The sequence below is a fragment of the Micromonospora sp. NPDC049366 genome (assembly GCF_044466625.1).
Classification (GTDB): domain Bacteria; phylum Actinomycetota; class Actinomycetes; order Mycobacteriales; family Micromonosporaceae; genus Micromonospora.
In genome coordinates this window covers 718,466-742,538 of the sequence record NZ_JBITMV010000001.1, presented here as the reverse complement: position 1 = coordinate 742,538, position 24,073 = coordinate 718,466, and the positions used below count along the sequence as shown (strand labels likewise).

The window sequence follows — 24,073 nt, the reverse complement described above, 5'->3', positions numbered from 1 at the left end:
GACGGACGACCCGGTCGGCGGCGTGCGCGGGGGCGGCGTGGCCGGGTCCGCGGTCGCCGGCGTGGTCGGTCAGACCGGGTCCGCGACCGCCGGCCGGTGCCCGGTGTACGTCACGACGCCGCCCTCGATCCGGCAGCCGGTCAGGTGTCCCCCGGCCGCCCCCAGCTCCAGCAGGTACGCCAGCTCCGCGACGTGGTCGCCGTCGATCGGGAACTCCTGCCGGCACGCCCGCAGGTCCCGGTCGCGCAGCGCCTCCCGCAGCCCCTGCGCCCGCCGGTAGTGCCCGACCAGCGCGTCCAGGTCATCCCGGCGCAGCGCGTCGGCCAGCCCGTCGAGAAAGGCGCTGACCTGCCCGAGCTGCCGGACCACCTGCTCCCGGTTCTGGAACAGCATGTCGGCGGTCCGCTTCGCCGGGGTGCCGGCCACCCGGGTGCCGTCCCGGAAGCTGCCCGCCGCCAACCCGAGCACCGCGTCGCGGATCTCCGAGCCGGAGACGGCCCCGGCGAGGCTGCCCGCGAGCAGGTGGGGAATGTGCGACGACAACGCCACCACCGAGTCGTGCACCGTCGGCGACATCGGCACCACCCGGGCCGCGAAGACGTCCACGAGGAGCCCCACGAGCGTCCGGAACGGCGCGATCCCGTCGGCGGCCGGGCAGAGCACCCAGGCGGCGCCGTCGAAGAGCGCGGGGTCGGCGGCGGTCAGCCCGGACCGCTCGGTGCCCGCCATCGGGTGGCCCGGGACGAACCGGCCGGTCAACCCGTGCTCGACGGCGAAGCGGGCGACCCCGCCCTTCGTGCTGCCGACGTCGGTGACCACGCAGTGCTCACCGGTGTGCTCGGCCACGGTCAGCAGGGTCTCCGGGAGGCTCGGGAGCGGCCCGGCCAGGAACACGAGGTCCCGGTCCCGGACTGCGTCGGTCAGCTCGTCGGGAAGATCGATCCCCCGCTCGCGCCCCTCCGCCCGGGTCCGCGGGTCCGGGTCCCAACCGGTGACGTCCGGGTGGCGCTCGTGCAGCCGGAGCAGGATCGAGCCGCCGATGAGGCCGGTGCCCACCACGGCAATCCTGGGCTGCCCACCGGGCGTCTCCACCATGCGTACCTCGGCGTCTCGTGCGTCGCGGATCCCCCGAACCCGACCCGGTCCGGCCGAGGATATCCCCGCCCGCCCGGGCCGACCCCGCCCTCCACCGCCGCGCACCGCCGAAGCCGGCCGGCGCGGCGTCCCGGCCGGCGCGGCATTCCGGACAGCGCCGCTTTCCGGCCGGCGCGCGTCGCCGCCCGGAAAGGGGGTTGTCCGAGAAAGATCCACGTCGTACTTTCCGTGCGCCGCCCGCACGGCGCGGGCACGGGGAGAAAGGAACGGTCGGATGTCCGCGACGTACCGGGCACTCGCCTCGGTGACCATGTTGATCGGCTTCTACGTGGTCGCATTGCTCCAACTCGGCGCGGTCGTCGCGCTGGGCGTCTGGCTGCTCGACGTGACCAATGGGCTGGTCGCCGGCAAACTGCTGCTGCCGCTGGTCGTCGCGCTCGGCGCGGTGGCCGTCGGGTTGTGGCGCGCGATCCGCACCCGGAACGAGCCGATGCCCGGCCTGATCGTCGGGGAGCCGGAGGCGCCGGGGCTCTGGGCCACCGTCCGTGAGCTCGCCGCCGCCGTCGGCACCCGGGCGCCGGACGAGATCCGGCTGGTGCCGGACGTCAACGCGGCGGTCAGCGAGCAGGGCCGGCTGCTCGGCCTGGTCGGCGGCCGACGCACCCTCTACGTCGGCCTGCCGTTGCTGCACGGCATGCGGGTCGACCAGCTCCGCTCGGTGCTGGCGCACGAGCTGGGCCACTACTCCGGCAAGCACACCCGGCTCGGCGGAGTCGCCTACCGGGGACGACTGGCGATCGCGCACACCATCGAGCAGATCAGCAGCCGCAACCCGGTCGGCCTGGTGTTCCGCGGCTACGCGCGGCTCTACCTGCTCGTCGACAACGCCGCGTCCCGGCGCCAGGAGCTGGAGGCGGACCGCGCCTCGGTCCTGCTCGCCGGCCACGAGGCGGCCACCTCCGCGCTGCGGACCATCCCGGGGCTCGGCGCCGCCTGGTCGTTCTACATGCGGCGGTACGTCGAGCCGGGCTGGTCGGCCGACCTCGCCCCGGACGACCTGTTCGGTGGCTTCGCGCAGCTGCTGCACGCCCGTCAGGAGGAGATCGCCGGTCTGCGCGAGATGGCGGACGACCGGGAGGGGTCCCGCTGGGACACCCACCCGCCGGTCGGCGTCCGGGTCGCCGCGATGGGTGACGTCCCGGCCGGCACCATCACGGTCGACGACCGGCCGGCCGGCGTCCTGCTCGCCGACATCGCCGCCGCCGGACGACAGTTGCAGGCTGTCGTCGTCGACCACGGCGGCCGGCAGGTGCTGCCCTGGCCCGAGTTCATCGCCGCCGCGGTCGCCGCGGGTGTGCAGCAGCAGGCGGACCAGATCTACCGGGCGGCCGGCCGGTTCACCGGCGCGTCCGAGCCCGGCCTGGTCACCGTGCTCGACCTGGTACGCGCCAAGCGACTGGGCGAGTTCGCCGAGCAGTTCTTCGGCGACGCCACCCGCCGCGAGGCGGCGCAGCGGTTCGCCGGCCCGATGGAGACCCTGTTGGACAACGCGGCCGTGCGCTCCGGCCGCGCGCGCTGGGAGCTGTCCTGGACCGGGCCGGCCCGGCTGGTCGGCGCCGACGGCGAGCCGTGGGACCTGGCGGAGATCGCCAAGCTCGCGGTCTCCCCGCAGACGGTGGACGAGGCGCTCACCCGACTGCGCGAACGGGGCATCGACCCGGGGAGCGCGACGGTGGTGCAGCAGCGGGTCACCGGCCGCGACGCCGACCTGATCGGGGCCCTCGCCAACATGAAGATCGACGGCAAGGAGCACGATCTGCTGGTCCTGGACCGCGGGCTGGTCCTCATCGCCGACCCAGGCCGGGCCAGCAAGGGCGAGGAGCGGCTGAAGGCACTGGTCGGTTCGACGCCGGTCGCGCAACTGGCCGCGACGCACCCGTTCCTGCCGTACGAGGAGATCACCTCGGTGGAGGTCACGCGCGAGGTGCCGCTCAAGGCGACGCTCACCCTGCACGGCGGCCGGACCGTGGCGGTGCAGGAGCTTTACTCCAGCGAACTGCTGGAGAAGAAGAGCCGGGACACCCTGCTCGCCGTCTTCCGCCGGATCAACGCCTGACGGCGGGCCCGCCGGCCGGAGCGGTCCGGCCGGCGGGTCAGGGCGGGTCGGTCAGGGCTGGGCGAGCCGGCCGGCGACGGCCGCGACGTGGTCATCGGACTCGGTGAGCGCCACCCGGACGTGCTGGTTGCCGGCCGGGCCGTAGAACGCTCCGGCGGCGACCAGGATGCCGCGTCGGGCCAGCCAGTCGACGGTCTTCCAGCAGTCCTCGCCGCGGGTCATCCACAGGTAGAGGCCCGCCTCGGAGTCCTCGATCGTGAAACCGGCAGCGGTGAACGCGGCGTGGAGGGCCTCCCGGCGCGCCCGGTAACGCTCCCGCTGCTCGTCGGCGTGCCGCTCGTCCTGGAGCGCCGCGACCATCGCCGCCTGCACCGGGGCGGGCACGATCATGCCGGCGTGCTTGCGCACCTTGAGCAGCTCGGCCACCAGCGCCGGGTCACCGGCGACGAATCCGGCCCGGTAGCCGGCGAGGTTGGAGCGCTTGGAGAGCGAGTGCAGGGCCAGCACGCCGTCGTACGAGCCGCCGGACACCTCGGGCGAGAGCACCGACACCGGCTCGGCGGACCAGCCGAGCGGCAGGTAGCACTCGTCGCTGGCGACCACGGCGCCGCGCTCCCGGGCCCAGTCGACCACCTTGCGCAGGTGCGTCGCGGGTAGCACCCGACCGGTCGGGTTGCCGGGCGAGTTGACCCAGACCAGCCGGACCCGTGAGGTCGGGCCGACCGCGGTCAGCGAGTCGGCGCGGACGACGGTGGCGCCGGCCAGCCGGGCACCGTCGGAGTAGGTCGGGTAGGCGATCGACGGCACGACCACCACGTCGCCCGGGCCGATGCCGAGCAGGGTGGGCAGCCAGGCGACCAGCTCCTTCGAGCCGATGCTCGGCAGCACGCCGAGACCGTCGACGGCGGCGCCGCATGCCCGGGCGACCCAGGCGCTGATCGCCGCTCGCAGCGCGGGGGTGCCGGCGGTGAGTGGATAGCCGGGGGCGTCGGACGCGTCAGCGAGCGCCTGCCGGATCACCTCGGGCACCGGGTCGACCGGCGTACCCATGGAGAGGTTGATCAGGCCCTCCGGGTGCGCCGCGGCCAGCGTGGCCGCGGCGTCCAGGGTGTCCCAGGTGAACTCAGGCAGACGTGCCGAGACCGGCTCGGGCCGGTTCAGTGGCCCTCACCGCGCGGCGGCTGGGCGGCGACGAACGCCGCGTCCTTCTCCACCTTGCCGATCTTCGAGGCGCCACCGGGCGAGCCGAGGTCCTCGAAGAACTCGTAGTTGGCGCCGGTGTAGTCCTTCCACTGCTCCGGGACGTCGTCCTCGTAGAAGATCGCCTCGACCGGGCAGACGGGCTCACAGGCACCACAGTCGACGCACTCGTCGGGGTGGATGTAGAGCATCCGGTTGCCCTCGTAAATGCAGTCGACCGGGCACTCCTCGATGCATGCCTTGTCGAGCACATCCACGCACGGCTCGGCGATGATGTAGGTCACCGGTCTTCTCCTCCGCAAGACGCGCCGCGATCTCCCGCGACGGTAAGAGCCTAGTATCTCGCCGGGGAGGGGGTCGATCGTGCTGGGTCAGCAGGATGTGGGACACCGGATCGTGGTTCGCCGGATTGTGGGGATTCGCGAAGGCCGGCCGCTCTTCTCCGACGCTCTCGGTGAGCTGGTCGAGCTGAGCGAGAGCCATCTCACGCTCGCCACCGCCCAGGGCCCGCTGCGGGTGCCCCGGGACGAGGTGCACCGGGCCAAGCGGGTGCCGCCGACCCGACGTCCGACGGCGTCGGCCGTGACCGAGCTGGAGCTGGCCGCCGACGAGGCCTGGCCGGCGCAGATTCGCGGACGGCTGGGCGGTTGGCTGCTGCGCGCCGCCGACGGGTGGACCGGGCGGGCCAACTCCGCGTTGCCGGTCGGCGACCCGGACCGGCCGCTGCCGGCGGCGGTGGACGCGGTCGAACGCTGGTACCGCGACCGGGGACTTCCCGCCATGGTCAACACGCCGCTGCCGCTCGCCGCGCCCGTCGGCGCCGAACTGGACGCCCGAGGCTGGGCCACCCGCCCGCCGGTGCTGGTCCAGACCGCTCCGCTCCCCCTGCCCGCCGCGCCGCCCGGCGCCGGGCCCGCCGTGGTGGAGTTGGCGACCGCGCCGAGCGACGAGTGGCTGGCGGTGGCGGCCGGACGCAAGGGCGGCCTGCCGGACGCCGCCCGCCACGTGCTCACCGCCGTGGACCAGGTTCGCTTCGCGCACGCGTACGCCGACGGCACGCTGATCGGGATCGGCCGGGGCACCGTGACCGGGCCGGGGCGATGGTTGGGGCTGAGCCTCATCGAGGTGCTGCCGGAGGCCCGCCGGCAGGGTCTGGCCGGCCGGCTGATCCGGGCGCTGGCCGACTGGGCCGTGGCGATCGGGTCGACCCGGGCCTTCCTCCAGGTCGAACAGAGCAACACCGGCGCGGTAGCGCTCTACCAGGGCCTCGGGTTCACCACCCACCACACCTACCTGACCCGCGCCGCCCCCCGCTGACCGGGGTCAGCGACGGACGACCTTGCGGGGCTTGGCGGCCTTGGCCTCGGCGAACCGCTTGAGGGTCTGCGAGCGGTGGTCACGGCCGAGAGCGGTGAGCACCAGGTAGCCGATCAGCGTGCCGACGCCGGTGGCGGCCAGGTAGAGCCAGATCTGCGCGAAGAAGGTGCCCGCACCACCGGCGAAGGGGCTGTCACCGACGAGCAGCGGACCGAGCAGCACGGTCAGCAGCAGTGCGGCCGCGACCGCCGCCGCCGTGTCGGCCACCCACGCGCCGAGCGGGCGCTGCCGCCCCCAGACGAACGCGACCCCGACCAGGATCAGCCCGATCACCACGAACATCCCGAGCGACACCCGGTCGGCCGCGGTGTCGTCGCCCTCGAAGCCGAAGTGGATGATCAACCGGGCGACCACGTTGACCGCGAAGAGTGCTGCCGCGAGCACCCCGATGTCGCGCCACCGCTTGTCCATCGCACGACCTCCCACCGTCGGGCCCACCTCGGGGCGACCTACCTGGCAGGAATATCTACCACCTGAACCTGTGTGCCGTCAGTCCCCGATGCGGGTGGGCGGCACCGCCAGGATCTGCCGGAAGCCCATGACCGCGAACGTCATCGCCCCGGCCACGATCATGACCAGGCCGACCCAGTTGTCACCGGCGAGCAGGAGGTCACCCTCGGCGGTCCGCACCGCCGCCACGGCCATCAGCAGGAACCAGGGCACCGCGGGCAGCGCCACCGACCAGCGGCGGCCGACCGTCTGGTGGGCGAACCAGCTCAGCGCGATGTTCGCGCCGACCGCCACCAGCACCGAGACGCCGATGAGTTGACCGCCGACGCGGACGGTGGACAGCAGCAGCTCCAGCACCGCCGTCAGCAGCCCGGCGACCACCGCGACCAGGCCGCCGGCGACGCGCAGTCCGCCGTCGAGCAGCCGCGACGGCGGACGCTGCGGCGGCGGACTGGTCTGGTCAGAGACGACCGACATCGGCGCGGCGGTGGTCACCGAAGACCGGCCGCCGCGACCGGGGTCCGGTCCGGGCCGGTGTCGGAGAGCCCGGCGAAGAGATCGTCCTCCCAGCCGTACGGGCCCCGGCCCGGTCCCTTCTCGCCGACCGCGAGGGTGAAGTATTCGACGCCCATGAACTCGCCGCCGAAGCTGCCGGCGATCGTGTAGAGCCACGAGGTCGCGGGGATCTGGGTGGCGTGGGCACGCATCGCGGCCTGCTTCGCGGCATGGTGGTCGGTGCCGTCGACCCGCGCGGCGATCTCGGCGTCGGGCGTGCCGAAGGGCAACTCGGTGATGTCCTCGATGCCGGCGAACGGGTTGTCGGACGACTCGGTGAACTGGTCCATGCCGGCCTCCAGCACGCTCAGCGGCATGGCCGTCCAGTAGACCTTGGCGGGGGCGAAGCCCTCGGCGGCGGCGAGCTCGGCCGCGCGCATAGCCACCCGGTGGGCCTGGATGTGGTCCGGGTGCCCGTAGAAGCCGTTCGGGTCGTACGTGATCATGACCTGCGGGCGGATCTCGCGCATGACCTCGACCAGGTGACCGGCGGCCTCATCCAGGTCGGCCCGCCAGAACGCCCGTGGGTGCTCGTTGGTCGCCAGCCCCATCATCCCCGAGTCGCGGTAGCGGCCGGCGCCGCCGAGGAAGCGGTGGTCGGTGACCCCGAGGGCGGCGCAGGCGGCGGCCAGCTCGGCGATCCGGTAGCCGCCCAGCTGGTCGGCCTCGGCCGCGGCCAGCTGCGCCAGCTCCGGCACGTGGATCTCGCCCTCCTCGCCCAGCGTGCAGGTCACCAGCGTCACGTGGGCCCCGGCGGCGGCGTAGTGGGCCATGGTGGCCCCGGTGCCGATGGTCTCGTCGTCGGGGTGCGCGTGGACCAGCAGCAGGCGGCGGTCGGGCAGCTTCGTCACGCCCGTCACTCTATCCGGCGGTTCCGCCCGGCCGGCCTCGACGCGTCCACCCAGGTCGGCCACATCACCGCCGTGGCCGACTTACGATCTGGCCGTGGACTATCCGGAGCTGGCCGCCCGTACCCGCCGGTTCAGCCACGGCGCGCCGCGCGCCGTCTCCGTGGCCGACGACGGCTCCCGGGTGATCTTCCTACGGTCGGCCGGTCCCGAGGACCCGGCCGACGCGCTGTGGCTCCTGGACGTCGCCAGCGGCGAGGAGCGACTGGTGGCCGATCCGGCGGTGCTGCTCGGCGCGGACGGCGACCCGGCCGCCCTCTCCCCCGGCGAGCGGGCGCTGCGCGAGCGGCTGCGGTTGAGCGCCGCCGGCATCGGCTCGTACGCGCTGGACGCGGCCGGCCGCATCGCGGTCTTCGCCCTGGCCGGGCGGCTGTTCCGGGCTGACCTGGTGCACGGCGACGTGGTCGAGGTGGCCGCGATCGGGCCGGTGCTCGACCCGCGGCCGGACCCGACCGGGGAGCGGCTGGCGTACGTCACCGACGCCGCCGAGGGCGTCCGCCGGGGCGAGCTGCGGGTCATCCACCCCGACGGCACGGACACCCTGCTCGCCGGGGAGGACGCGGGGGTCACCTGGGGGCTGGCCGAGCACATCGCGGCCGAGGAGTTCAGCCGGTTCCGTGGCTACTGGTGGGCGCCGGACGGCCGTTCGGTGCTCGCCGCGCGGGTGGACGAGTCCCGCCTGGACCGCTGGCACCTGCACGACCCGTCCGAGCCGGCCACCCCGCCGGTCGTCGTCGCCTACCCGCGGGCCGGCGGCCCCAACGCGGAGGTCAGCCTGCACCTGCTCGACCTCGACGACGGCTGGGTCGACGTGCACTGGGACCGGGAGACGTACCCGTACCTGACGGCGGTGAGCTGGTCCGACGGCGGCCCGCTGATCACGGTGCTGCGCCGTTCCCAGCAGCACGGCCTGGTGCTCGCGGTCGACCCACGCACCGGCGAGACGCAGGTGCACGCCGAGCTGGCCGACCCGCGCTGGGTCGAGCCGATCGCCGGCACCCCGGCGCACCTGCCGGACGGTCGTGTGCTGGTCGGCGGCGAGCTGGCCCACGACGGGTACGACGCGCGCTGCCTGTTCGCCGACGGCACGCTGCTCACCCCGCCCTCGCTCTACGTCCGGCGGGTGGTGGGGCGGCTGCCCGCCGTCGCCGGGCCGGCCGACCTGCTGGTGGAGGCGAGCGACGGGGAGCCGAGCGAGCGGCACCTGTTCCGGGTGCGTACCTCGATCGGCGGCGGCGTGGACGCCCGCCGGTTGACCACCGACTCCGGCTGGCACACGGCAGCGGTCGGCGGCGACGTGCTGGTGGTGGGCGCCGCGTCGCTCGACCACGCCGGGGTCCGTTGGACGGTGTGGCGGGGCGACCGGGAGGTGGGCACGCTCGCGTCGCACGCCGCGAACCCGCCGTACTCGCCGCTGCCGCTGCTGGAGCGGGTGACGGACCGGCGGCTGCCCTCGGCGGTGCTCTACCCCAACAACTACGTCACCGGTCGCCGGCTGCCGGTGCTGTTGGACATCTACGGCGGGCCGGGTCACCAGGAGGTGGTGGCCGCCCGGGCGGCGTGGCTGGAGCGGCAGTGGTGGGCCGACGCCGGCTTCGCCGTGGTGGTGGTGGACAACCGGGGTACGCCCGGGGTGGCCCCGTCGTTCGAGAAGGCGATCCACCGGCGGGTGGCCGACGTGATCCTGCTCGACCAGGTGGACGCGCTCACCGCGCTGGCCGGCAAGCACCCGGACCTGGACCTGGAGCGCGTCGCCGTGCGCGGCTGGTCGTTCGGGGGTTGGCTGGCCGGGCTGGCGGTGCTGCGGCACCCGGAGCTGTTCCGCTGCGGAATCGTGGGCGCCCCGGTGACCGACTGGGCCCTCTACGACACCGCCTACAGCGAGCGTTACCTGGGGATGCCGGAGGACGGCGCGGACGTCTACGCCCATCACTCGCTGGTGGAGTTGGCCGCCGAGCCGGTGACCGGTCCCGACCAGGCCCGACCGTTGCTGCTGGTGCACGGCCTGGTCGACGACAACGTGGTGGCCGCGCACACGCTGCGGCTCTCCGGCGCGCTGCTCGCGGCCGGCCGGCCGCACGCGGTGCTGCCGCTGACCGGTGCCACGCACATGACCGTGGGCGGCACGGCCGAGCGGCTGCTCCGGTTGGAGCTGGATTTCCTCCGCGCCCACCTCTGAGCCGGGCCGCGACGGGCCAGCGGGCGGGAGTGCGGCACGTGGCGGGCCGCGCGGGTGGCCCCGGGGACACGGCGGCCCCCGGCCGACGACGCTGTCGACCGGGGGCCCGTCCGTGCGGTTACTGCTTGACGTACGCGTTGACGAACGACGGGTAGCCGAAGACGCTGGAGATGAAGACCCCGCCGGCCTTGGAGCCGTGCACGTGGTAGGCCACGTCGACGAAGAGCGGCACGACCGGGGCGTGCTCCTTCATGATCCGCTCGTCGAGCTTGGCCCACTCGGGGCCCTGGTCGGCCGGGGCCAGCGCGAGGATCCGGTCGAACTCGGCGTTGATCGCCGGGTCGTTGAAGTAGGCCTGGTTGCTGTTGCCCTCGGCCTTGATGGAGCGGCCGTCGTAGAGCACCGGCAGGATCGAGGCGCCGCTGGGCCAGTCGGCCGCCCAGTTACCGATGTACAAGTCCCAGGGGTTGTCCTTCTTCTTGATCTCGTCGAGCTTCGCGTCGTCCGGGATGTTCCGCAGCGTGATCTTGAAGCCGGCCCGCTCCAGGTTCGCCTTGAGCTGGGTGCCCTGCAGCTGCTCGGTCGTGTTGTCGGCGACGCCGAGGACCAGCTCCGGCGTCTGGCCGCCGAGCAGCTCCTTGGCCTTGTCGACGTTGCCGTTCGCCCCGGCCGGGTACGCGTCGAACGCCTTGAAGCCGATGGTCGCCGGCGGCATCAGGGTGGTCAGCGGCGCGGCGACGGTCTGGCCGCCCATCGCCTTGATCAGGCCCTCCCGGTCGATCGCGTAGTTGAGCGCCTGGCGGATCTTCAGGTCGGTGACCCGCTGGTTGTTGATGACCAGCTGGTTGGCGCTCGGCGTCGGCGAGAGGATGGTGCGGGACTTCAGCGACGCGTCGCCGGCCACCTTCGCGACGAGCGAGGCCGGCACCGCGTTGAAGGCGAGCGCGCTCTGGTCGGCGCCGTTGTCGGCGATCACCCGGTTGTTGGCGGCGTCCGCGGTCGGCCCGAAGCTCCAGACGAACTGGTCCGGGTACTGGTGCCGGACCGGGTCGGTGTTCGGGTCCCAGTTCGGGTTGCGGTCAAGCGTGAGCTGCACGCCGACCTGGTTCTTGGCGATCTTGTACGGACCGGACGAGAACGGGTGGGTGTCCAGGTTGACGCCGGTGTCCTTGTCGGGCGGCAGCGGCGCGGTGGTCGGCAGCGAGACGGCGAACGGCAGGTCACAGCGGGGCTTGGCGAACTCGAAGCGCAGCGTCTTGTCGTCCGGCGTGGTCAGCCCCGGCGGCAGGGACGTCTTGTTCTTTTTGAAGTCCCACTTGGTGTCGAAGTCCGGGCTGTCGGCCAGCCACTCCTGCAGGTACGTCGGGCCGCTGGTGAGGTCCGGGTCGAAGGAGCGGGCGATGCCGTACGCGATCTCCTTGGCGGTGATCGGACGGCCGTCCTCGAACTTCACCCCGTCCTTGACCTTGAACTCCCAGACCTTGCAGTCGTTGTTGACATTGGTGCCCGGCGTCTCGGCCAGGTCACCGACGAGGACGAGACCGCCCTTGCCGTCGTCCTTCCAGGTGGTCAGGTAGCGGGCGAAGAGCGGGTTCGTCATCAGGCCGGCGAACGAGTACGTCCGCTGCGGGTCGAGGTGGGAGATGGCCGTCTCCCGGATGATGGTGAAGGTGCCGCCCTTCTGCGCCCCGGGCACCTCGGCCGCGGGACCCTGCGACTCCTTCGGGTCGGTCGCGATGACCCCGGTCTGCGTGCGGTTGGTGTCGACGTTGGTGCCCTCGCCCGTGTTCTTCGAGCACGCACCCAATGCCACAACCAGTGCGATCGCTCCGCCTGCGGCGGCCACCACGCGTGGTCGCATCTCGTACCTCCTCCACCCAGTTGTCGTGCGGGCCCGCCGGAGGTGGAACCGCCGACGTCCCGAGGATCGTAAAGAAGAAAACCTACGGTTTGTGTAACAGTTGTCGATAAATTTCACCGGCCGCCGGGCGGCCGGCGCGGGCGCGACGCCCCGGGTGGCTCAGCGCAGCCGCACCCGGGGGTCGATGGCCGCGTAGAGCAGGTCGACCAGCACGTTCGCCAGCACCACGAAGACCGCGGCGATGAGCACGGTCGCCATGATCGTGGGCAGGTCGCCGGAGCGCACGGCGTCGACCGCCGTACGCCCCAACCCCTGGATGCCGAACGTCGTCTCCGTGATCACCGTGCCGCCGAGCGCGCCGCCCACGTCGAGGCCGGCGATCGTCACCACCGGGGTGATCGCCGCGCGCAGCGCGTGCCGCCCGTACACCTTGGGTTTGGCCAGGCCCTTGGCCCGCGCGGTGCGGACGAAGTCCTCGGAGAGCGTCTCCAGCATCTGCGCCCGCGACAGCCGGGCGTAGATGGCGGAGAAGAGGAAGGCCAGCGAGACCCAGGCGAGCACCAGGCCGCTCGCCCACTTCCACGGATTGTCGAGGATCGACGTGTAGCTCGGCACCGGCAGCAGCTTCAGGTTGTAGACGAACACCAGCAGCAGCACCGCGCCGACGAAGTAGAGCTGCAGGGAGGCGCCGGTCAGCGAGAAGCCGATGGCCAGCCGGTCCAGCCAGGTCCCCCGGCGCAGCGCCGACACCATGCCGAGCCCCACGCCGAGCAGCAGCCACAGGATCGCCGCCGGGATGACGATGCTCAGCGTCACCGGCAGCACCCGGGCGATCGTGTCCGAGACCGCCTCGTTGGTGACGTACGACCAGCCCAGGCAGGGCGCGTCACAGTGGCCGCCCTGTGCGCTGCCCAGGTCCCGGCCGGTGACGATGCCCTTCATGTAGCCGGCGTACTGCACGACCAGCGGGTCGTTGAGGCCCAACTCCTCGCGGACCCGCTCCAACCGCTCCGGGCTGCAGTTCTTCGGGCACATGCCGGTGACCGGGTCCCGGGGCAGGGCGAAGAACATGAGGAAGGTCAGCACGCTCACCGCGAACAGGGTCAGCGTGGCGGAGAACAGTCGCTTGATCAGGAATCGCGCCATCGGGCACCCCTACCGGGACGACTTCGGGTCGAGCGCGTCACGCAGCGCGTCACCGAAGAGGTTGAAGGCGAACACGAGCGCGAAGATCGTGATGCCCGGGAAGAACACGTACGCCGGGTCGGTCTGAAGATAGTCCAGGCTGCGGTAGATCATCCGGCCGAAGCTCGGGGTCTCGTCGCTGAGCCCGACGCCGATGAAGGAGAGCGCGGCCTCACTGGTGATGAACTGCGGCACCGCCAGGGAGAACGACACGAGGATCGGCGCCCAGATGTTCGGCAGCAGCTGCCGGAAGAGCATGTGCCCGAGCCCGGCGCCGCTGGCCCGGGCCGCCTCGACGAACTCCCGCTCGCGCAGGGCGATCACCTGACCGCGGACCAGCCGGGCGGTGCTCGTCCAGCCGAAGACGGCGAAGACGGCGATCAGCACGCCCACCCCGAACGCCGAGGAGACCTGCTCCCGCTCCCCGTAGAAGCGCAACACCAGGGTCGGCGTCAGGGCCAACGCGATGACCAGGAACGGCATGGCCAGCGTCAGGTCGGTGATCCAGTTGACGACCGCGTCCAGCCAGCCACCGAGGTAGCCGGCGAGGGTGCCGAGCACGATGCCGATCGCCGCGGTGATGACGGCGGCGGCGAACGCGATGAAGAGCGACGTACGCAGGCCGTAGATCAGCCGGATGAAGATGTCCCGGCCGAGCCCCGGCTCCAGACCGAACCAGTGGTCGCCGGTGACCCCGCCGGCGTAGCCCAGCGGCATGCCGAAGCCGTCCAGCAGATGCTGGAACTGCTCGCGCGGGCTGATCCCGTAGACCATCTCGATCAGCGGAGCGGCGAGCGCCAGCAGCATGAAGAAGACCAGCATCCCGCCGCTGACCATGGCCGTGCGGTCGCGGCGCAGGCGCAGCCAGGCGAGCTGGCCGGGCGAGCGGCCGACGACCGCCTTCCGCTCGGGCGTCGCCGGGTCACCGCCGGACTCGATCTCGGCCAGCGCCACGCCCTCCACCGGGGACAGGCTCACTTCGCCACCTCCTCGACCGTCTCGTCCGCGGCCGCGCCGACCGCGGTCGCGTCGCCGCCGGCCGAGACCGGTTCACCGCCGGTCGTCACGCCGCCCGGTATGTCGTCACCGGCCGTGACCGGCCCGGACTCGGGGAAGTGGCAGGCGGTCGCCTGGGCCCCGCCGTCGCGTGGCACCAGCGCCGGCTCCTCGGTGGCGCAGACGTCGCGCGCCTTCCAGCAGCGGGTCCGGAACCGGCAGCCCGATGGCGGGTCGAGCGGCGTGGGCACGTCACCGGTCAGCCGGATCCGGCCGCCCGGACCGAGCTGGGTGACGTCCGGGATCGCCGAGAGCAGCGCCCGGGTGTACGGGTGCTGCGGCCGCTCGTAGATGTCCGCCCGGTCGCCGATCTCCACGATCTTGCCCAGGTACATCACCGCGACCCGCTGGCAGAAGTGCCGCACCACCGCCAGGTCGTGGGCGATGAAGACGAACGCCAGCCCGAGGTCGCGTTGCAGCTCGCGCAGCAGGTTTATGACCTGCGCCTGGATGGAGACGTCCAGCGCGGAGACCGGCTCGTCGGCCACGATGAGCTTGGGCCGCAGGGCCAGCGCCCGGGCGATGCCGATCCGCTGCCGCTGCCCGCCGGAGAACTCGTGCGGATACCGGTTGTAGTGCTCCGGGTTGAGCCCGACGATCTCCAGCAGCTCCTGCACCCGCGCCTTGATCCCGCCGGCCGGCTCGATCCCGTTGACCTGCAACGGCATCGCGACGATGCGGCCCACGGTGTGCCGAGGGTTCAGCGAGGCGTACGGGTCCTGGAAGATGATCTGCAGGTCCTGGCGCAGCGGCCGCAGCTCGCGCCGGCCGGCGTGGGTGATGTCGCGACCCTCGAACTCGATGGTGCCGGCGGTCGGCTCCAGCAGCCGCACCAGCATCCGACCGGTGGTGGTCTTGCCGCAGCCGGACTCCCCGACCAGGCCGAGGGTCTCCCCCGGCCGCACGTCGAAGTCCAGCCCGTCGACCGCCCGCACCAGGCTGCGCCCCCGCAGACCGGTGCGGACCGGGAAGTGCTTGGCCAGCCCGCGTACCCGCAGCAGCGGCTCGACGCCGTCACTCATCGAAACCACCTCTGTTCGCGGCCGCGGTACCCCGCTGCGCCGCGTTCCTCGCGCTCACCGAGCGACCCCCACCTGTGCGATCTCCTCCCGGTAGAGCCGGGTCCGCTCCTCGGCGGCCAGGTGGCAGGCGACCAGGTGGCCGTCCGTGCCGACCGGGCGCAGCTCGGGCACCTCGGTGCGGGACCGGTCGCCGGTGCGGTCCGCGTAGCGGCAGCGCGGGTGGAACGCGCAGCCCGGGGGCAGGTTGATGAGGCTCGGCGGGTTGCCCCGGATGGGCACCAGGTCCGCGTCCGCGTCGCCGTGCAGCGACGGCACGCTGGAGAGCAACCCCCAGGTGTACGGGTGCTGCGGCCGGCGGAGCACCTGCTCGACGCTGCCGTGCTCGACGGCCCGGCCGCCGTACATCACCAGCACGTCGTCGGCGACCTGGCTGACCACGCCCAGATCGTGAGTGATCATGATGATCGCCGAGCGGAACTCGGCCTGGAGGTCGGCCAGCAGGTCCAGGATCTGCGCCTGCACGGTCACGTCCAGCGCGGTGGTCGGCTCGTCGGCGATGAGCAGCTCCGGGTCGTTCACCAGGGCCATGGCGATCATCGCGCGCTGCCGCATACCGCCGGAGAACTCGTGCGGGTACTGGTCGAAGCGGCGCGCCGGTTGCGGGATGCCGACCCGGCCGAGCACGTCGACCGCGCGCTGTCGCGCCTCCCGGCGACCGGCCCGGGGGTGGTGGACCCGGTACGCCTCGGCGATCTGCCGGCCCACCGTGTAGTACGGGTGCAGCGCGGAGAGCGGGTCCTGAAAGATCATCGCCATGTCCCGGCCGCGCAGCCGGCGTACGTCCTCCTCGGGCATGCCGACCACCTGGCGGCCGCCGACCCAGATCTCGCCGGAGATGGTGGCGCGCCGGGCGTCGTGCAGGCCCAGGACGGCCAGCGAGGTGACGCTCTTCCCGGAGCCGGACTCGCCGACGATGCCGAGCGTCCGCCCGCGCTCCACCGCGAACGACACCCCGTCGACCGCCCGGACCACACCGTCGGTGGTGTCGAACCCGACCCGCAGGTCGGTCACCCGCAGGTAGGGATCGTCGGCGGCGCGCTGCTCCGGCACGCCGGGGCGATCGCCCGGTTGCCCGGACGGCGCCAACTCGGGACTGCCCACGACCGCCTCCCTCAGTGACGAAGAGAACTTACAGGAAAGTCCTGAGGGCGAAAATAAGCTACAACGCGTGGGCCTGTCAGCGGGCGTCAGCGTAACGACTCGGCAACGGGCATGAACAGCCCTCACCAGCACATTCATGGACGCGATTCGACACCGACGCCCACCGTCGCACGTCGGGTGCGACCATGGACGCGGCAGTCACGACAGCATTCCCGCCGGCACGAGGTGGAGGTGACCATGACCGTGGCGGTGTTCGACCACGAAGGCCCGTGGACCGAAGAGGAGTACCTCTCCCTCGGCGAGACGTCTCAGCGCGTCGAACTCTTCGACGGGAGCCTGCACGTGACCCCAGCACCCACCCCCCGACACCAGAACATCTCCGGCGAGCTCCGCTCGGCCCTGCGTGGGCCGGCCCGCGAGGCGGGGTTGCACGTCCTGGAGGGCGTCAACGTCCGGCTCCGGCCCGGGCGCATCCCGATCCCGGATCTGGTGATCACCGGCCCGATCGACTTCGACGAGGTCAATGTCGAGGCCGGCGACGTGCGCCTGGTCTGCGAGATCATCGCGCCGAGCAACGCCGCCACCGACAAGGTGCTCAAGATGCACTACTACGCGGCGGCCGGGATCGAGTGGTACCTGCTGGTGGAGCAGGACAACGGGAGCCTGCACCTCTACCGCCGCCAGGGCCGGCACTATCGGGAGGTGTCCGTGACGAAGGTCGGCGAGCTCCTGGAACTCACCGAACCCGTACGGACGACGATCCGCCCGGAGCAACTGCTGCCCTGACGGCGGTCGGGGTGCTCGCCTAGGGTCGGTCCCATGAGCGAGCGGCAGCGAGCGAATCATCAACGCGGCCCCGAGGTGCCTCATGGCGACACGGAGCGAAGCGGAGTGTCGTCATGAGCGAGTTCGACGCGGCGACCGCTGCCGTGCAGGCCGCCCTGGACGCGGGGGCCCGCTACGCCGACGCCCGGGTGATGCACCGGCGCTACGAGTCGATGTCGGCCCGCAACGGCGAGATCGAGGAGCTGACCCAGAACGAGAGCCTCGGCGTCGGCGTCCGGGCGCTCGTCGGGTCCAGTTGGGGCTTCCACGCCGTACCCGATCTGTCGGACGCGGCGGCGCGCGAGGCCGGCCGCCGGGCCGCGCGGACCGCCGCCGCGAGCGGCCGGGTGCCCGGGCCGCCGATCGACCTGGTGCCGGCGGAGGCGGTGACCGCGACGTGGGTCTCGGAGTGCCGGGTAGACCCGCTCGCCGTGCCGCTGTCCGACAAGGGTGACCTGCTGGTCGGCGCGACGGCGGCGATGATCGCGCACGGCGCCGACATCGCCGAGGGCCTCTACCAGATCTGGGACACCGCCAAGTGGTTCGTCTCCAGCGAGGGGCACCGGATCGACCAGCGCATCCGGGAGTGCGGCGGTGGCATCTCGGCCACCTCGATCGGCGTCGGCGAGACCCAGCGGCGCTCCTACCCGAGCTACCGCGGCCAGTACGGCACCACCGGTTGGGAGCTGGTCGACTCGCTCGACCTGCCGGCCCACGCGGCGCGGATCGCCGACGAGTCCCGGGCCCTGCTCACCGCGCCGCTCTGCCCGGCCGGCGAGACCGACCTGATCCTCGGCGGCGAGCAGCTGGCGCTGCAGATCCACGAGTCGGTCGGGCACGCCATCGAGCTCGACCGCATCCTCGGCTGGGAGGCGGCCTTCGCCGGCACGTCCTGGCTGGACCTGGCCCAGCTCGGCACCCTGCGATACGGCTCCGAGCTGATGAACGTCACCATCGACCCGACCATCCCCGGCGCGCTGGGCAGCTTCGGCTTCGACGACGAGGGCTCACCGGCGGTCAAGCGGGACGCGGTCCGCGACGGGCGCTGGGTGGGCGTGCTCGCCGGCCGCGACTCGGCCGCCGTCGCCGGCCTGGACCACGGCGGCAGCGTACGCGCCGACGGCTGGGCCCGGCTGCCGATGGTGCGGATGACGAACGTGGGCCTCGAACCGGGCCCGCACACCCTCGACGAGATCATCGCAGCGACCGACGACGGGGTGCTGATGGACATCAACCGGTCCTGGTCGATCGACGACAAGCGGCTCAACTTCCAGTTCGGCTGCGAGATCGGCTGGGAGATCAAGAACGGGCGACGCGGGCGGATGCTGCGCAACCCCACCTACACCGGCATCGGCCCGCACTTCTGGCGCTCGATGGACATGCTCTCCGGGGAGACCGTCGCGTGGGGCACCCCCAACTGCGGCAAGGGCCAGCCCGGGCAGGTCGGGCACACCGGCCACCCGGCCGCGCCCGCCCGGTTCCGCGGCGTCCGGGTGGGGGTGCGGGCATGACCGCCGAGCTGGACCTCGCCGCCCGGGTGATCGAGCTGGTCCGCGACCTGGGCGGCCCGAGCGCCGAGGCCGAGGCGGTGGTGACGCGCGCCGACCTGGCGCTGACCCGGTTCGCCAACTCCTTCATCCACCAGAACGTCGCCGAGTCGACGGTCGACGTGCGGCTGCGCGTCCACGTGGACGGGCGTACGGCCGCCGGCGGGGGAAGCGTGGTGAGCCCCGACGCTCTGCGCGCGCTCGTCGAGCGCACGCTGACCGCCGCCCGGCTCTGCCCGCCCGACCCCGCCTGGCCGGGGCTCACCCCGCCGTCCCCGGTGGCCGCCGGACCGACGGTGGACGAGGCCACCGCGCACGCGGAGCCGGACGAGCGGGCGGCCCGCGTCCGCGCCTTCGTGGACGCGGTGGGCGGCCTGGAGGCGGCCGGCTACTGCCGGACGGCACACCGCTCGGGCGCCTTCGCCAACTCGGCCGGCCACTCGGCCCACGGCCGTTCGGCGGAGGCCGCGATGGACGGCATCGCCCGGACCGGTGGCGCCGACGGCGTCGCCCGGCACTGCGCGGACCGGCTGGCCGACCTCGACGGCGCCGCCCTGGGCACCCGGGCCGCGGCCAAGGCGCGGGCCGCGGCCGACCCGGTCGAGCTGCCGCCGGGCCGCTACCAGGTGGTGCTCGAACCGGCCGCCGTCGCCGACCTGCTGCAGAACCTCGCCTGGTACGGCTTCAACGGCAAGCGCCACGCGGAGGGGCAGTCGTTCGCCGAGCCGGGCACCGCCCAGTTCGACCCGTCGGTGACCCTGGTGGACGATCCGCTGCACGGCTCCGGCCTCCCGTACGACCTGGAGGGCACCGCCCGACGGGCACTGACCCTGGTCGACGGCGGCGTCACCCGCGCGCTGGCGCACGACCGGCGTAGCGGCGCCGGGGCGGGTGTCGGCTCGACCGGTCACGGCATGCTCGGCGCCACCACCGTCGGTCCCATCCCGCACAACCTGCGACTGCTCGCGCCGCCCGTCGACGGCGACCCCGCCGGCTCCGCCCCGACCGTCGACGCGGGCCTGGCCGGGGCGGTGGCCGACGACGACACGGCCGCGCTGGTGGCCGGAGTCCACCGCGGACTGCTGGTCACCGACCTCTGGTACACCCGGGTGCTCGACCCGAAGAGCCTGGTCGTCACCGGGCTGACCCGCAACGGGCTGTGGCTGGTGGAGGACGGCGTGGTCACCCGGGCCGTCCGGGACCTGCGCTTCACCGAGTCCTACCCACGTGCCCTCGGTCCGGGTGCGGTGCTCGGGCTCGGCCGGCACGCCGTCCGTCAGCCCGACCGGATCGACGGGGTCTGGTCGGAGGCGCCACCGGTGCGCCTCGCCTCCTGGAACTTCACCGGCGGCGCCTCCGGCTGACGCCGGAGCGAGGACGGCACCGCGACAGCCACACCCACATCGACCCCGGACAATCTCACATTCCTCGTCGCATCGAGGGTCTTTCCAAGCGCCCGGACACACGGGACACTGCCTTGCGCGGACGGCCCGCAAAGATCGGCGTAACGTGTGTCACTTAGCTGCGCCGATACTTCCGGCGCGGTCGTTGGTGTGCGCATGACGTGGCAAGCGGGTGCGGGTTTCGCGGGTCCGCGTGCCGACCGGAGCAGAGAACCGCCCGCGCCTGCGGGCCCCGTCGAGGAGAATCTCGAATGACATCAACGGCAACGAGGCCGCGGGGAGCGCGGGCGCGCGCCGCCATCGCGGCGAAGACGTTGCGCACCGACCGCTGGTGGTTCGCCCCCCTGGTCACCGTGGTCGGGCTCAGCGCCTGGGTCGCGTACGCGACGGTCCGGGTCTTCATGCACGAGTGGTACTGGGTGGACGAGTTCCACTACCTGACGCCGTTCTACTCGCCGTGCGTGACGGACCGGTGTGCCGAGAACGCCTCGCACTTCGGGCAGTTCCTGCCCGGCTGGTGGATCATCCCGGACGCGGCGCTGACCCTGCCGTTCCTGCTGCTGTTCCGGCTCACCTGCTACTACTACCGCAAGGCCTACTACCGGTCGTTCTGGCTGTCGCCGCCGGCCTGCGCCGTGCCGGACGGGCACGCCTCCTACAGCGGCGAAACCCGGCTGCCGCTGCTCGGCCAGAACCTGCACCGCTACTTCTTCTACGCGGCCGCGATCATCTCGCTCATCAACACGTACGACGCGATCCTCGCCTTCCACTCCCCGAAGGGCTTCGGGTTCGGGCTGGGCAACCTGATCCTGATCGGCAACGTGGTGATGCTCTGGGCGTACACGATCTCCTGCCACTCGTGCCGGCACATCATCGGCGGGCGGCTCAAGCACTTCTCCAAGCATCCCCTGCGCTACCGGGCCTGGACCGCCGTGTCCTGGCTGAACGTCCGGCACATGCAGCTCGCCTGGATCACCCTCGGCACGCTCGCGCTGACCGACTTCTACGTCATGGCGATCGCCGCGGACTGGTTCCCCGACCTGCGGTTCATCAACTAAAGGGCCCCCGACATGACCACTACCACGCGAATCGAACGACACCACTACGACGTCGTCGTGATCGGGGCCGGCGGCGCCGGCCTGCGCGCGGCGATCGAGGCCCGGCTCGCCGGCAAGAAGACCGCGATCATCTCGAAGTCGCTGTTCGGCAAGGCCCACACGGTGATGGCCGAGGGCGGCGCGGCCGCCGCGATGGGCAACATGAACAGCCGGGACAACTGGCAGGTCCACTTCCGCGACACGATGCGGGGCGGCAAGTTCCTCAACAACTTCCGGATGGCCGAGCTGCACGCGAAGGAGTCGCCGCAGCGGATCTGGGAGCTGGAGACGTACGGTGCGCTCTTCGACCGCACCAAGGACGGCAAGATCTCCCAACGGAACTTCGGCGGTCACGAGTACCCGCGGCTGGCGCACGTCGGTGACCGGACGGGCCTGGAGCTGATCCGCACCCTCCAGCAGAAGATCGTCTCCCTCCAGCAGGAGGACATGCGCGAGTTCGGCTCGTACGACGCGCGGATCCGGGTCTTCGCCGAGACCACCGTCACCGAGCTGCTCCTCGACGGCGACCGGATCGCCGGGGCGTTCGGCTACTACCGAGAGTCCGGCGAGTTCGTGCTCTTCGAGGCGCCCGCGGTGGTCCTGGCGACCGGCGGCGTGGGCCGCTCCTACAAGGTCACCTCGAACTCCTGGGAGTACACCGGGGACGGTCACGCGCTCGCGCTGCGCGCCGGCGCGACGCTGATCAACATGGAGTTCCTCCAGTTCCACCCCACCGGCATGGTCTGGCCGCCCTCGGTCAAGGGCATCCTGGTCACCGAGTCGGTTCGCGGTGACGGCGGTGTGCTGCGCAACTCCGAAGGCAAGCGGTTCATGTTCGACTACGTCCCCGACGTCTTCCGCAAGCAGTACGCGGAGACCGAGGAGGAGGCGGACCGCTGGTACACCGACCCGGACAACAACCGGCGTCCGCCGGAGCTGCTGCCCCGCGACGAGGTCGCCCGGGCGATCAACAGCGAGGTCAAGGCGGGTCGCGGCACCCCCGCCGGCGGTGTCTTCCTGGACATCGCGAGCCGCAAGTCGGCCGACGAGATCCGCCGCCGCCTGCCGTCGATGTACCACCAGTTCAAGGAGCTGGCCGACGTCGACATCACCGCCGAGCCGATGGAAGTCGGCCCGACCTGCCACTACGTGATGGGTGGCGTCGAGGTGGACCCGGACAGCGGCGCCGCGTTCGGCCACGTGCAGGGGCTGTTCGCGGCCGGCGAGGTGTCCGGCGGCATGCACGGCTCCAACCGGCTGGGCGGCAACTCGCTCTCCGACCTGCTGGTCTTCGGCAAGCGGGCGGGCGGCCACGCCGCCTCGTACGCCGACAGCCTCGCCGCGCGACCGAAGGTCGCCGTGCAGGCGGTGGAGGCCGCGGTGGAGACCGCCCTCGCGCCCCTGCAGCGGGACACCGGCGAGAGCCCGTACACCCTGCAGCAGGACCTTCAGGCGGTCATGGGTGACCTGGTCGGCATCATCCGGCGGGAGGGTGAGCTGGAGGACGCCCTGGTCCGCCTGGCCGAGCTGCGCGAGCGGGTGGCCAAGGTGAGCGCCGCGGGTGGGCGCCGCTACAACCCGGGCTGGCACCTCGCCCTGGACCTGCGCAACATGCTGGTGGTCTCGGAGTGCACGGCCAAGGCGGCGTTGGAGCGCCGGGAGTCGCGCGGCGGCCACACCCGGGAGGACTTCCCGACGATGGACCCGCAGTGGCGCCGGGTGAACCTGGTGTGCTCGCTGGAGGGCGACACGGTCCGCCTGACCCGCAAGCCGCTGCCGAAGATGCGCGCCGAGCTGATCGGCCTGTTCGACCGCGCCGAGCTGTCGAAGTACCTGACCGACGAGGAACTCGCGGAGTTCGACGCCCTCGCTGAGGAGGCGGGCAACTGATGGGAACCAAGCGCCAATTCCGCATCTGGCGGGGCGACGAGAGCGGCGGCGACCTGCAGGACTACATGGTCGAGGTGAACGAGGGCGAGGTCGTCCTCGACGTGATCCACCGCCTCCAGGCCACCGACGCGCCGGACCTGGCCTGCCGCTGGAACTGCAAGGCCGGCAAGTGCGGCTCCTGCTCGATGGAGATCAACGGCAAGCCGCGTCTGGGCTGCATGACCCGGATGTCGACCTTCGAGGACGACGAGACCGTCACGGTCACCCCGTTGCGCACGTTCCCGGTCATCCGGGACCTCGTCACGGACGTCTCCTTCAACTACGAGAAGGCCCGGGAGACGCCGGCCTTCGCCCCGCCGGCGGACGTCGCACCGGGTGACTACCGGATGCAGCAGGTCGACGTCGAGCGCTCGCAGGAGTTCCGCAAGTGCATCGAGTGCTTCCTGTGCCAGAACGTCTGTCACGTGATCCGCGACCACGAGGAGAACAAGCCGGCCTTCTCCGGCCCCCGGTTCTTCATCCGGGCGGCGGAGTTGGACATGCACCCCCTGGACGCCAGAACCGACCGCAAGGAGTACGCGCAGTCGGAGATGGGCCTCGGCTACTGCAACATCACCAAGTGCTGCACCGAGGTTTGCCCCGAGCACATCAAGATCACTGACAACGGGATCATCCCCATGAAGGAGCGGGTCGTCGACCGCAGGTACGATCCCCTTGTGTGGCTTGGTAGCAAGATCTTCCGACGGGGTGAGACGCCCCAGACCAGCGTGACCAGCGCCCGTGGGGCCGGCCCCGCGGGGACGACGCCCGGCACCAGCCGGGGCGGCGTCCACTCGCACGCGGGCGGCTCGCACGACCCGCGGGCCGAGGCGCAGGCGCAGAGCGGCGTCAACTGGCACCGCGAGGTGCCCCACCCGACCGCCCCCGCCGTGGACGAGCGCGGCAAGCTGCCGCTCACGGAGCTCACCTTCGATCGGGCCGCCGCGCCGTCGCCGTTCGGCGACGACGTCGCGTTCCCGCTGCCTCCGGAGCACCTGAACTTCGCCCACCCGGAGCAGGACAAGCACTGAACATCTCGACGACGGGGGCCGCGGCGCAAGCCGACGGCCCCCGTCCCGTTTCCGCCCGGCTGTCCCGTCCCGCAGA

20 protein-coding genes are annotated in these 24,073 nt (G+C 72.4%); 9 read left to right on the top strand and 11 right to left on the bottom strand.

The features are described from left to right. Nucleotides 1–69: 69 nt before the first annotated feature. Entirely contained in the window at nt 70–1,095 is a 1,026-nt protein-coding gene (locus ACIBTV_RS03545) for a prephenate dehydrogenase (RefSeq protein WP_396701876.1), read from the bottom strand. Nucleotides 1,096–1,369: 274 nt separating this feature from the next. Between ACIBTV_RS03545 and ACIBTV_RS03540 the strand changes: the two genes are divergently transcribed. Beyond that, nucleotides 1,370–3,211 carry a M48 family metallopeptidase gene (locus ACIBTV_RS03540; protein ID WP_396701874.1) on the top strand — a complete coding sequence of 614 codons (1,842 nt, stop codon included), beginning with the start codon at nt 1,370–1,372 and terminating at the stop codon, nt 3,209–3,211. Nucleotides 3,212–3,262: 51 nt separating this feature from the next. Here the strand turns inward: ACIBTV_RS03540 and dapC are convergent, their stop codons facing one another. Both dapC and fdxA read right to left on the bottom strand, forming a co-directional pair. Then, entirely contained in the window at nt 3,263–4,372 is a 1,110-nt protein-coding gene (gene dapC / locus ACIBTV_RS03535; protein WP_396702071.1) for a succinyldiaminopimelate transaminase, read from the bottom strand. Further along, nucleotides 4,369–4,695 (bottom strand): ferredoxin, encoded by a 327-nt coding sequence (fdxA, locus tag ACIBTV_RS03530; RefSeq protein WP_076466513.1) that lies wholly within the window; start codon nt 4,693–4,695, stop codon nt 4,369–4,371. The genes dapC and fdxA overlap by 4 nt, the downstream gene beginning before the upstream one ends. A 79-nt stretch (nt 4,696–4,774) precedes the next feature. Here fdxA and ACIBTV_RS03525 point away from each other — a divergent pair, with 79 nt between their 5' ends. Next, a complete protein-coding gene (locus ACIBTV_RS03525; RefSeq protein ID WP_396701872.1) occupies nt 4,775–5,728 on the top strand; it encodes a GNAT family N-acetyltransferase in 954 nt (317 codons plus the stop codon). 6 nt (nt 5,729–5,734) lie between these two features. Here ACIBTV_RS03525 and ACIBTV_RS03520 read toward each other — a convergent pair whose 3' ends face one another. The 3 genes from ACIBTV_RS03520 to mshB form a co-directional block, all read right to left on the bottom strand. After that, complete coding sequence (locus ACIBTV_RS03520; RefSeq protein WP_396701870.1) at nt 5,735–6,199, bottom strand: hypothetical protein; 465 nt, start codon at nt 6,197–6,199, stop codon at nt 5,735–5,737. A 78-nt stretch (nt 6,200–6,277) separates the two neighbouring features. Continuing rightward, on the bottom strand, nt 6,278–6,715 hold the full coding sequence (locus tag ACIBTV_RS03515; protein WP_396701868.1) for a hypothetical protein: 438 nt from the start codon (nt 6,713–6,715) through the stop codon (nt 6,278–6,280). Nucleotides 6,716–6,729: 14 nt separating this feature from the next. Beyond that, complete coding sequence (gene mshB, locus ACIBTV_RS03510; protein ID WP_396701866.1) at nt 6,730–7,653, bottom strand: N-acetyl-1-D-myo-inositol-2-amino-2-deoxy-alpha-D-glucopyranoside deacetylase; 924 nt, start codon at nt 7,651–7,653, stop codon at nt 6,730–6,732. 85 nt (nt 7,654–7,738) lie between these two features. Here mshB and ACIBTV_RS03505 point away from each other — a divergent pair, with 85 nt between their 5' ends. Further along, nucleotides 7,739–9,880, top strand: a complete 2,142-nt coding sequence (locus tag ACIBTV_RS03505; protein WP_396701864.1) for a prolyl oligopeptidase family serine peptidase — start codon at nt 7,739–7,741, stop codon at nt 9,878–9,880. 118 nt (nt 9,881–9,998) lie between these two features. On the opposite strand, the gene ACIBTV_RS03500 is transcribed toward ACIBTV_RS03505, so the two are convergent. From ACIBTV_RS03500 to ACIBTV_RS03480, 5 genes are all read right to left on the bottom strand, one after another. Continuing rightward, complete coding sequence (locus ACIBTV_RS03500; RefSeq protein WP_396701862.1) at nt 9,999–11,741, bottom strand: ABC transporter substrate-binding protein; 1,743 nt, start codon at nt 11,739–11,741, stop codon at nt 9,999–10,001. Between the two features lie 159 nt (nt 11,742–11,900). Next, nucleotides 11,901–12,887, bottom strand: coding sequence for an ABC transporter permease (locus ACIBTV_RS03495; protein ID WP_396701860.1), 987 nt, complete (start codon nt 12,885–12,887; stop codon nt 11,901–11,903). Between the two features lie 9 nt (nt 12,888–12,896). Next, nucleotides 12,897–13,904, bottom strand: a complete 1,008-nt coding sequence (locus tag ACIBTV_RS03490; RefSeq protein WP_396701858.1) for an ABC transporter permease — start codon at nt 13,902–13,904, stop codon at nt 12,897–12,899. Continuing rightward, a complete protein-coding gene (locus ACIBTV_RS03485; protein ID WP_396701856.1) occupies nt 13,901–15,004 on the bottom strand; it encodes an ABC transporter ATP-binding protein in 1,104 nt (367 codons plus the stop codon). The genes ACIBTV_RS03490 and ACIBTV_RS03485 overlap by 4 nt, the downstream gene beginning before the upstream one ends. A 54-nt stretch (nt 15,005–15,058) precedes the next feature. Then, nucleotides 15,059–16,114, bottom strand: coding sequence for an ABC transporter ATP-binding protein (locus tag ACIBTV_RS03480; protein ID WP_396702069.1), 1,056 nt, complete (start codon nt 16,112–16,114; stop codon nt 15,059–15,061). Between the two features lie 288 nt (nt 16,115–16,402). Between ACIBTV_RS03480 and ACIBTV_RS03475 the strand changes: the two genes are divergently transcribed. From ACIBTV_RS03475 to ACIBTV_RS03450, 6 genes are all read left to right on the top strand, one after another. Then, nucleotides 16,403–16,951 (top strand): Uma2 family endonuclease, encoded by a 549-nt coding sequence (locus ACIBTV_RS03475; RefSeq protein WP_396701854.1) that lies wholly within the window; start codon nt 16,403–16,405, stop codon nt 16,949–16,951. Nucleotides 16,952–17,064: 113 nt separating this feature from the next. Then, the gene (locus ACIBTV_RS03470) at nt 17,065–18,501 is read left to right on the top strand and encodes a TldD/PmbA family protein (RefSeq protein WP_396701852.1); all 1,437 of its coding nucleotides are present in this window, start codon (nt 17,065–17,067) and stop codon (nt 18,499–18,501) included. After that, on the top strand, nt 18,498–19,901 hold the full coding sequence (locus ACIBTV_RS03465; RefSeq protein WP_396701850.1) for a TldD/PmbA family protein: 1,404 nt from the start codon (nt 18,498–18,500) through the stop codon (nt 19,899–19,901). Before ACIBTV_RS03470 ends, ACIBTV_RS03465 begins: the two co-directional genes overlap by 4 nt. A 290-nt stretch (nt 19,902–20,191) precedes the next feature. Next, nucleotides 20,192–20,998: a hypothetical protein gene (locus ACIBTV_RS03460; protein WP_396701848.1), complete on the top strand. Its 807-nt coding sequence runs from the start codon at nt 20,192–20,194 to the stop codon at nt 20,996–20,998. 12 nt (nt 20,999–21,010) lie between these two features. Next, nucleotides 21,011–22,927 carry a fumarate reductase/succinate dehydrogenase flavoprotein subunit gene (locus tag ACIBTV_RS03455; protein WP_396701846.1) on the top strand — a complete coding sequence of 639 codons (1,917 nt, stop codon included), beginning with the start codon at nt 21,011–21,013 and terminating at the stop codon, nt 22,925–22,927. Continuing rightward, nucleotides 22,927–23,997, top strand: coding sequence for a succinate dehydrogenase/fumarate reductase iron-sulfur subunit (locus ACIBTV_RS03450; RefSeq protein WP_396701844.1), 1,071 nt, complete (start codon nt 22,927–22,929; stop codon nt 23,995–23,997). The genes ACIBTV_RS03455 and ACIBTV_RS03450 overlap by 1 nt, the downstream gene beginning before the upstream one ends. Nucleotides 23,998–24,073: the final 76 nt, after the last annotated feature.

What these genes read in the sequence shown, in the direction of transcription:
- ACIBTV_RS03545 (WP_396701876.1), bottom strand. Translation starts at nt 1,095, where the DNA reads ATGGTGGAGACGCCCGGTGGGCAGCCCAGGATTGCCGTGGTGGGCACC.
- ACIBTV_RS03540 (WP_396701874.1), top strand. Translation starts at nt 1,370, where the DNA reads ATGTCCGCGACGTACCGGGCACTCGCCTCGGTGACCATGTTGATCGGC.
- ACIBTV_RS03520 (WP_396701870.1), bottom strand. Translation starts at nt 6,199, where the DNA reads ATGGACAAGCGGTGGCGCGACATCGGGGTGCTCGCGGCAGCACTCTTC.
- ACIBTV_RS03515 (WP_396701868.1), bottom strand. Translation starts at nt 6,715, where the DNA reads ATGTCGGTCGTCTCTGACCAGACCAGTCCGCCGCCGCAGCGTCCGCCG.
- ACIBTV_RS03500 (WP_396701862.1), bottom strand. Translation starts at nt 11,741, where the DNA reads ATGCGACCACGCGTGGTGGCCGCCGCAGGCGGAGCGATCGCACTGGTT.
- ACIBTV_RS03495 (WP_396701860.1), bottom strand. Translation starts at nt 12,887, where the DNA reads ATGGCGCGATTCCTGATCAAGCGACTGTTCTCCGCCACGCTGACCCTG.
- ACIBTV_RS03485 (WP_396701856.1), bottom strand. Translation starts at nt 15,004, where the DNA reads ATGAGTGACGGCGTCGAGCCGCTGCTGCGGGTACGCGGGCTGGCCAAG.
- ACIBTV_RS03475 (WP_396701854.1), top strand. Translation starts at nt 16,403, where the DNA reads ATGACCGTGGCGGTGTTCGACCACGAAGGCCCGTGGACCGAAGAGGAG.
- ACIBTV_RS03470 (WP_396701852.1), top strand. Translation starts at nt 17,065, where the DNA reads ATGAGCGAGTTCGACGCGGCGACCGCTGCCGTGCAGGCCGCCCTGGAC.
- ACIBTV_RS03465 (WP_396701850.1), top strand. Translation starts at nt 18,498, where the DNA reads ATGACCGCCGAGCTGGACCTCGCCGCCCGGGTGATCGAGCTGGTCCGC.
- ACIBTV_RS03460 (WP_396701848.1), top strand. Translation starts at nt 20,192, where the DNA reads ATGACATCAACGGCAACGAGGCCGCGGGGAGCGCGGGCGCGCGCCGCC.
- ACIBTV_RS03455 (WP_396701846.1), top strand. Translation starts at nt 21,011, where the DNA reads ATGACCACTACCACGCGAATCGAACGACACCACTACGACGTCGTCGTG.
- ACIBTV_RS03450 (WP_396701844.1), top strand. Translation starts at nt 22,927, where the DNA reads ATGGGAACCAAGCGCCAATTCCGCATCTGGCGGGGCGACGAGAGCGGC.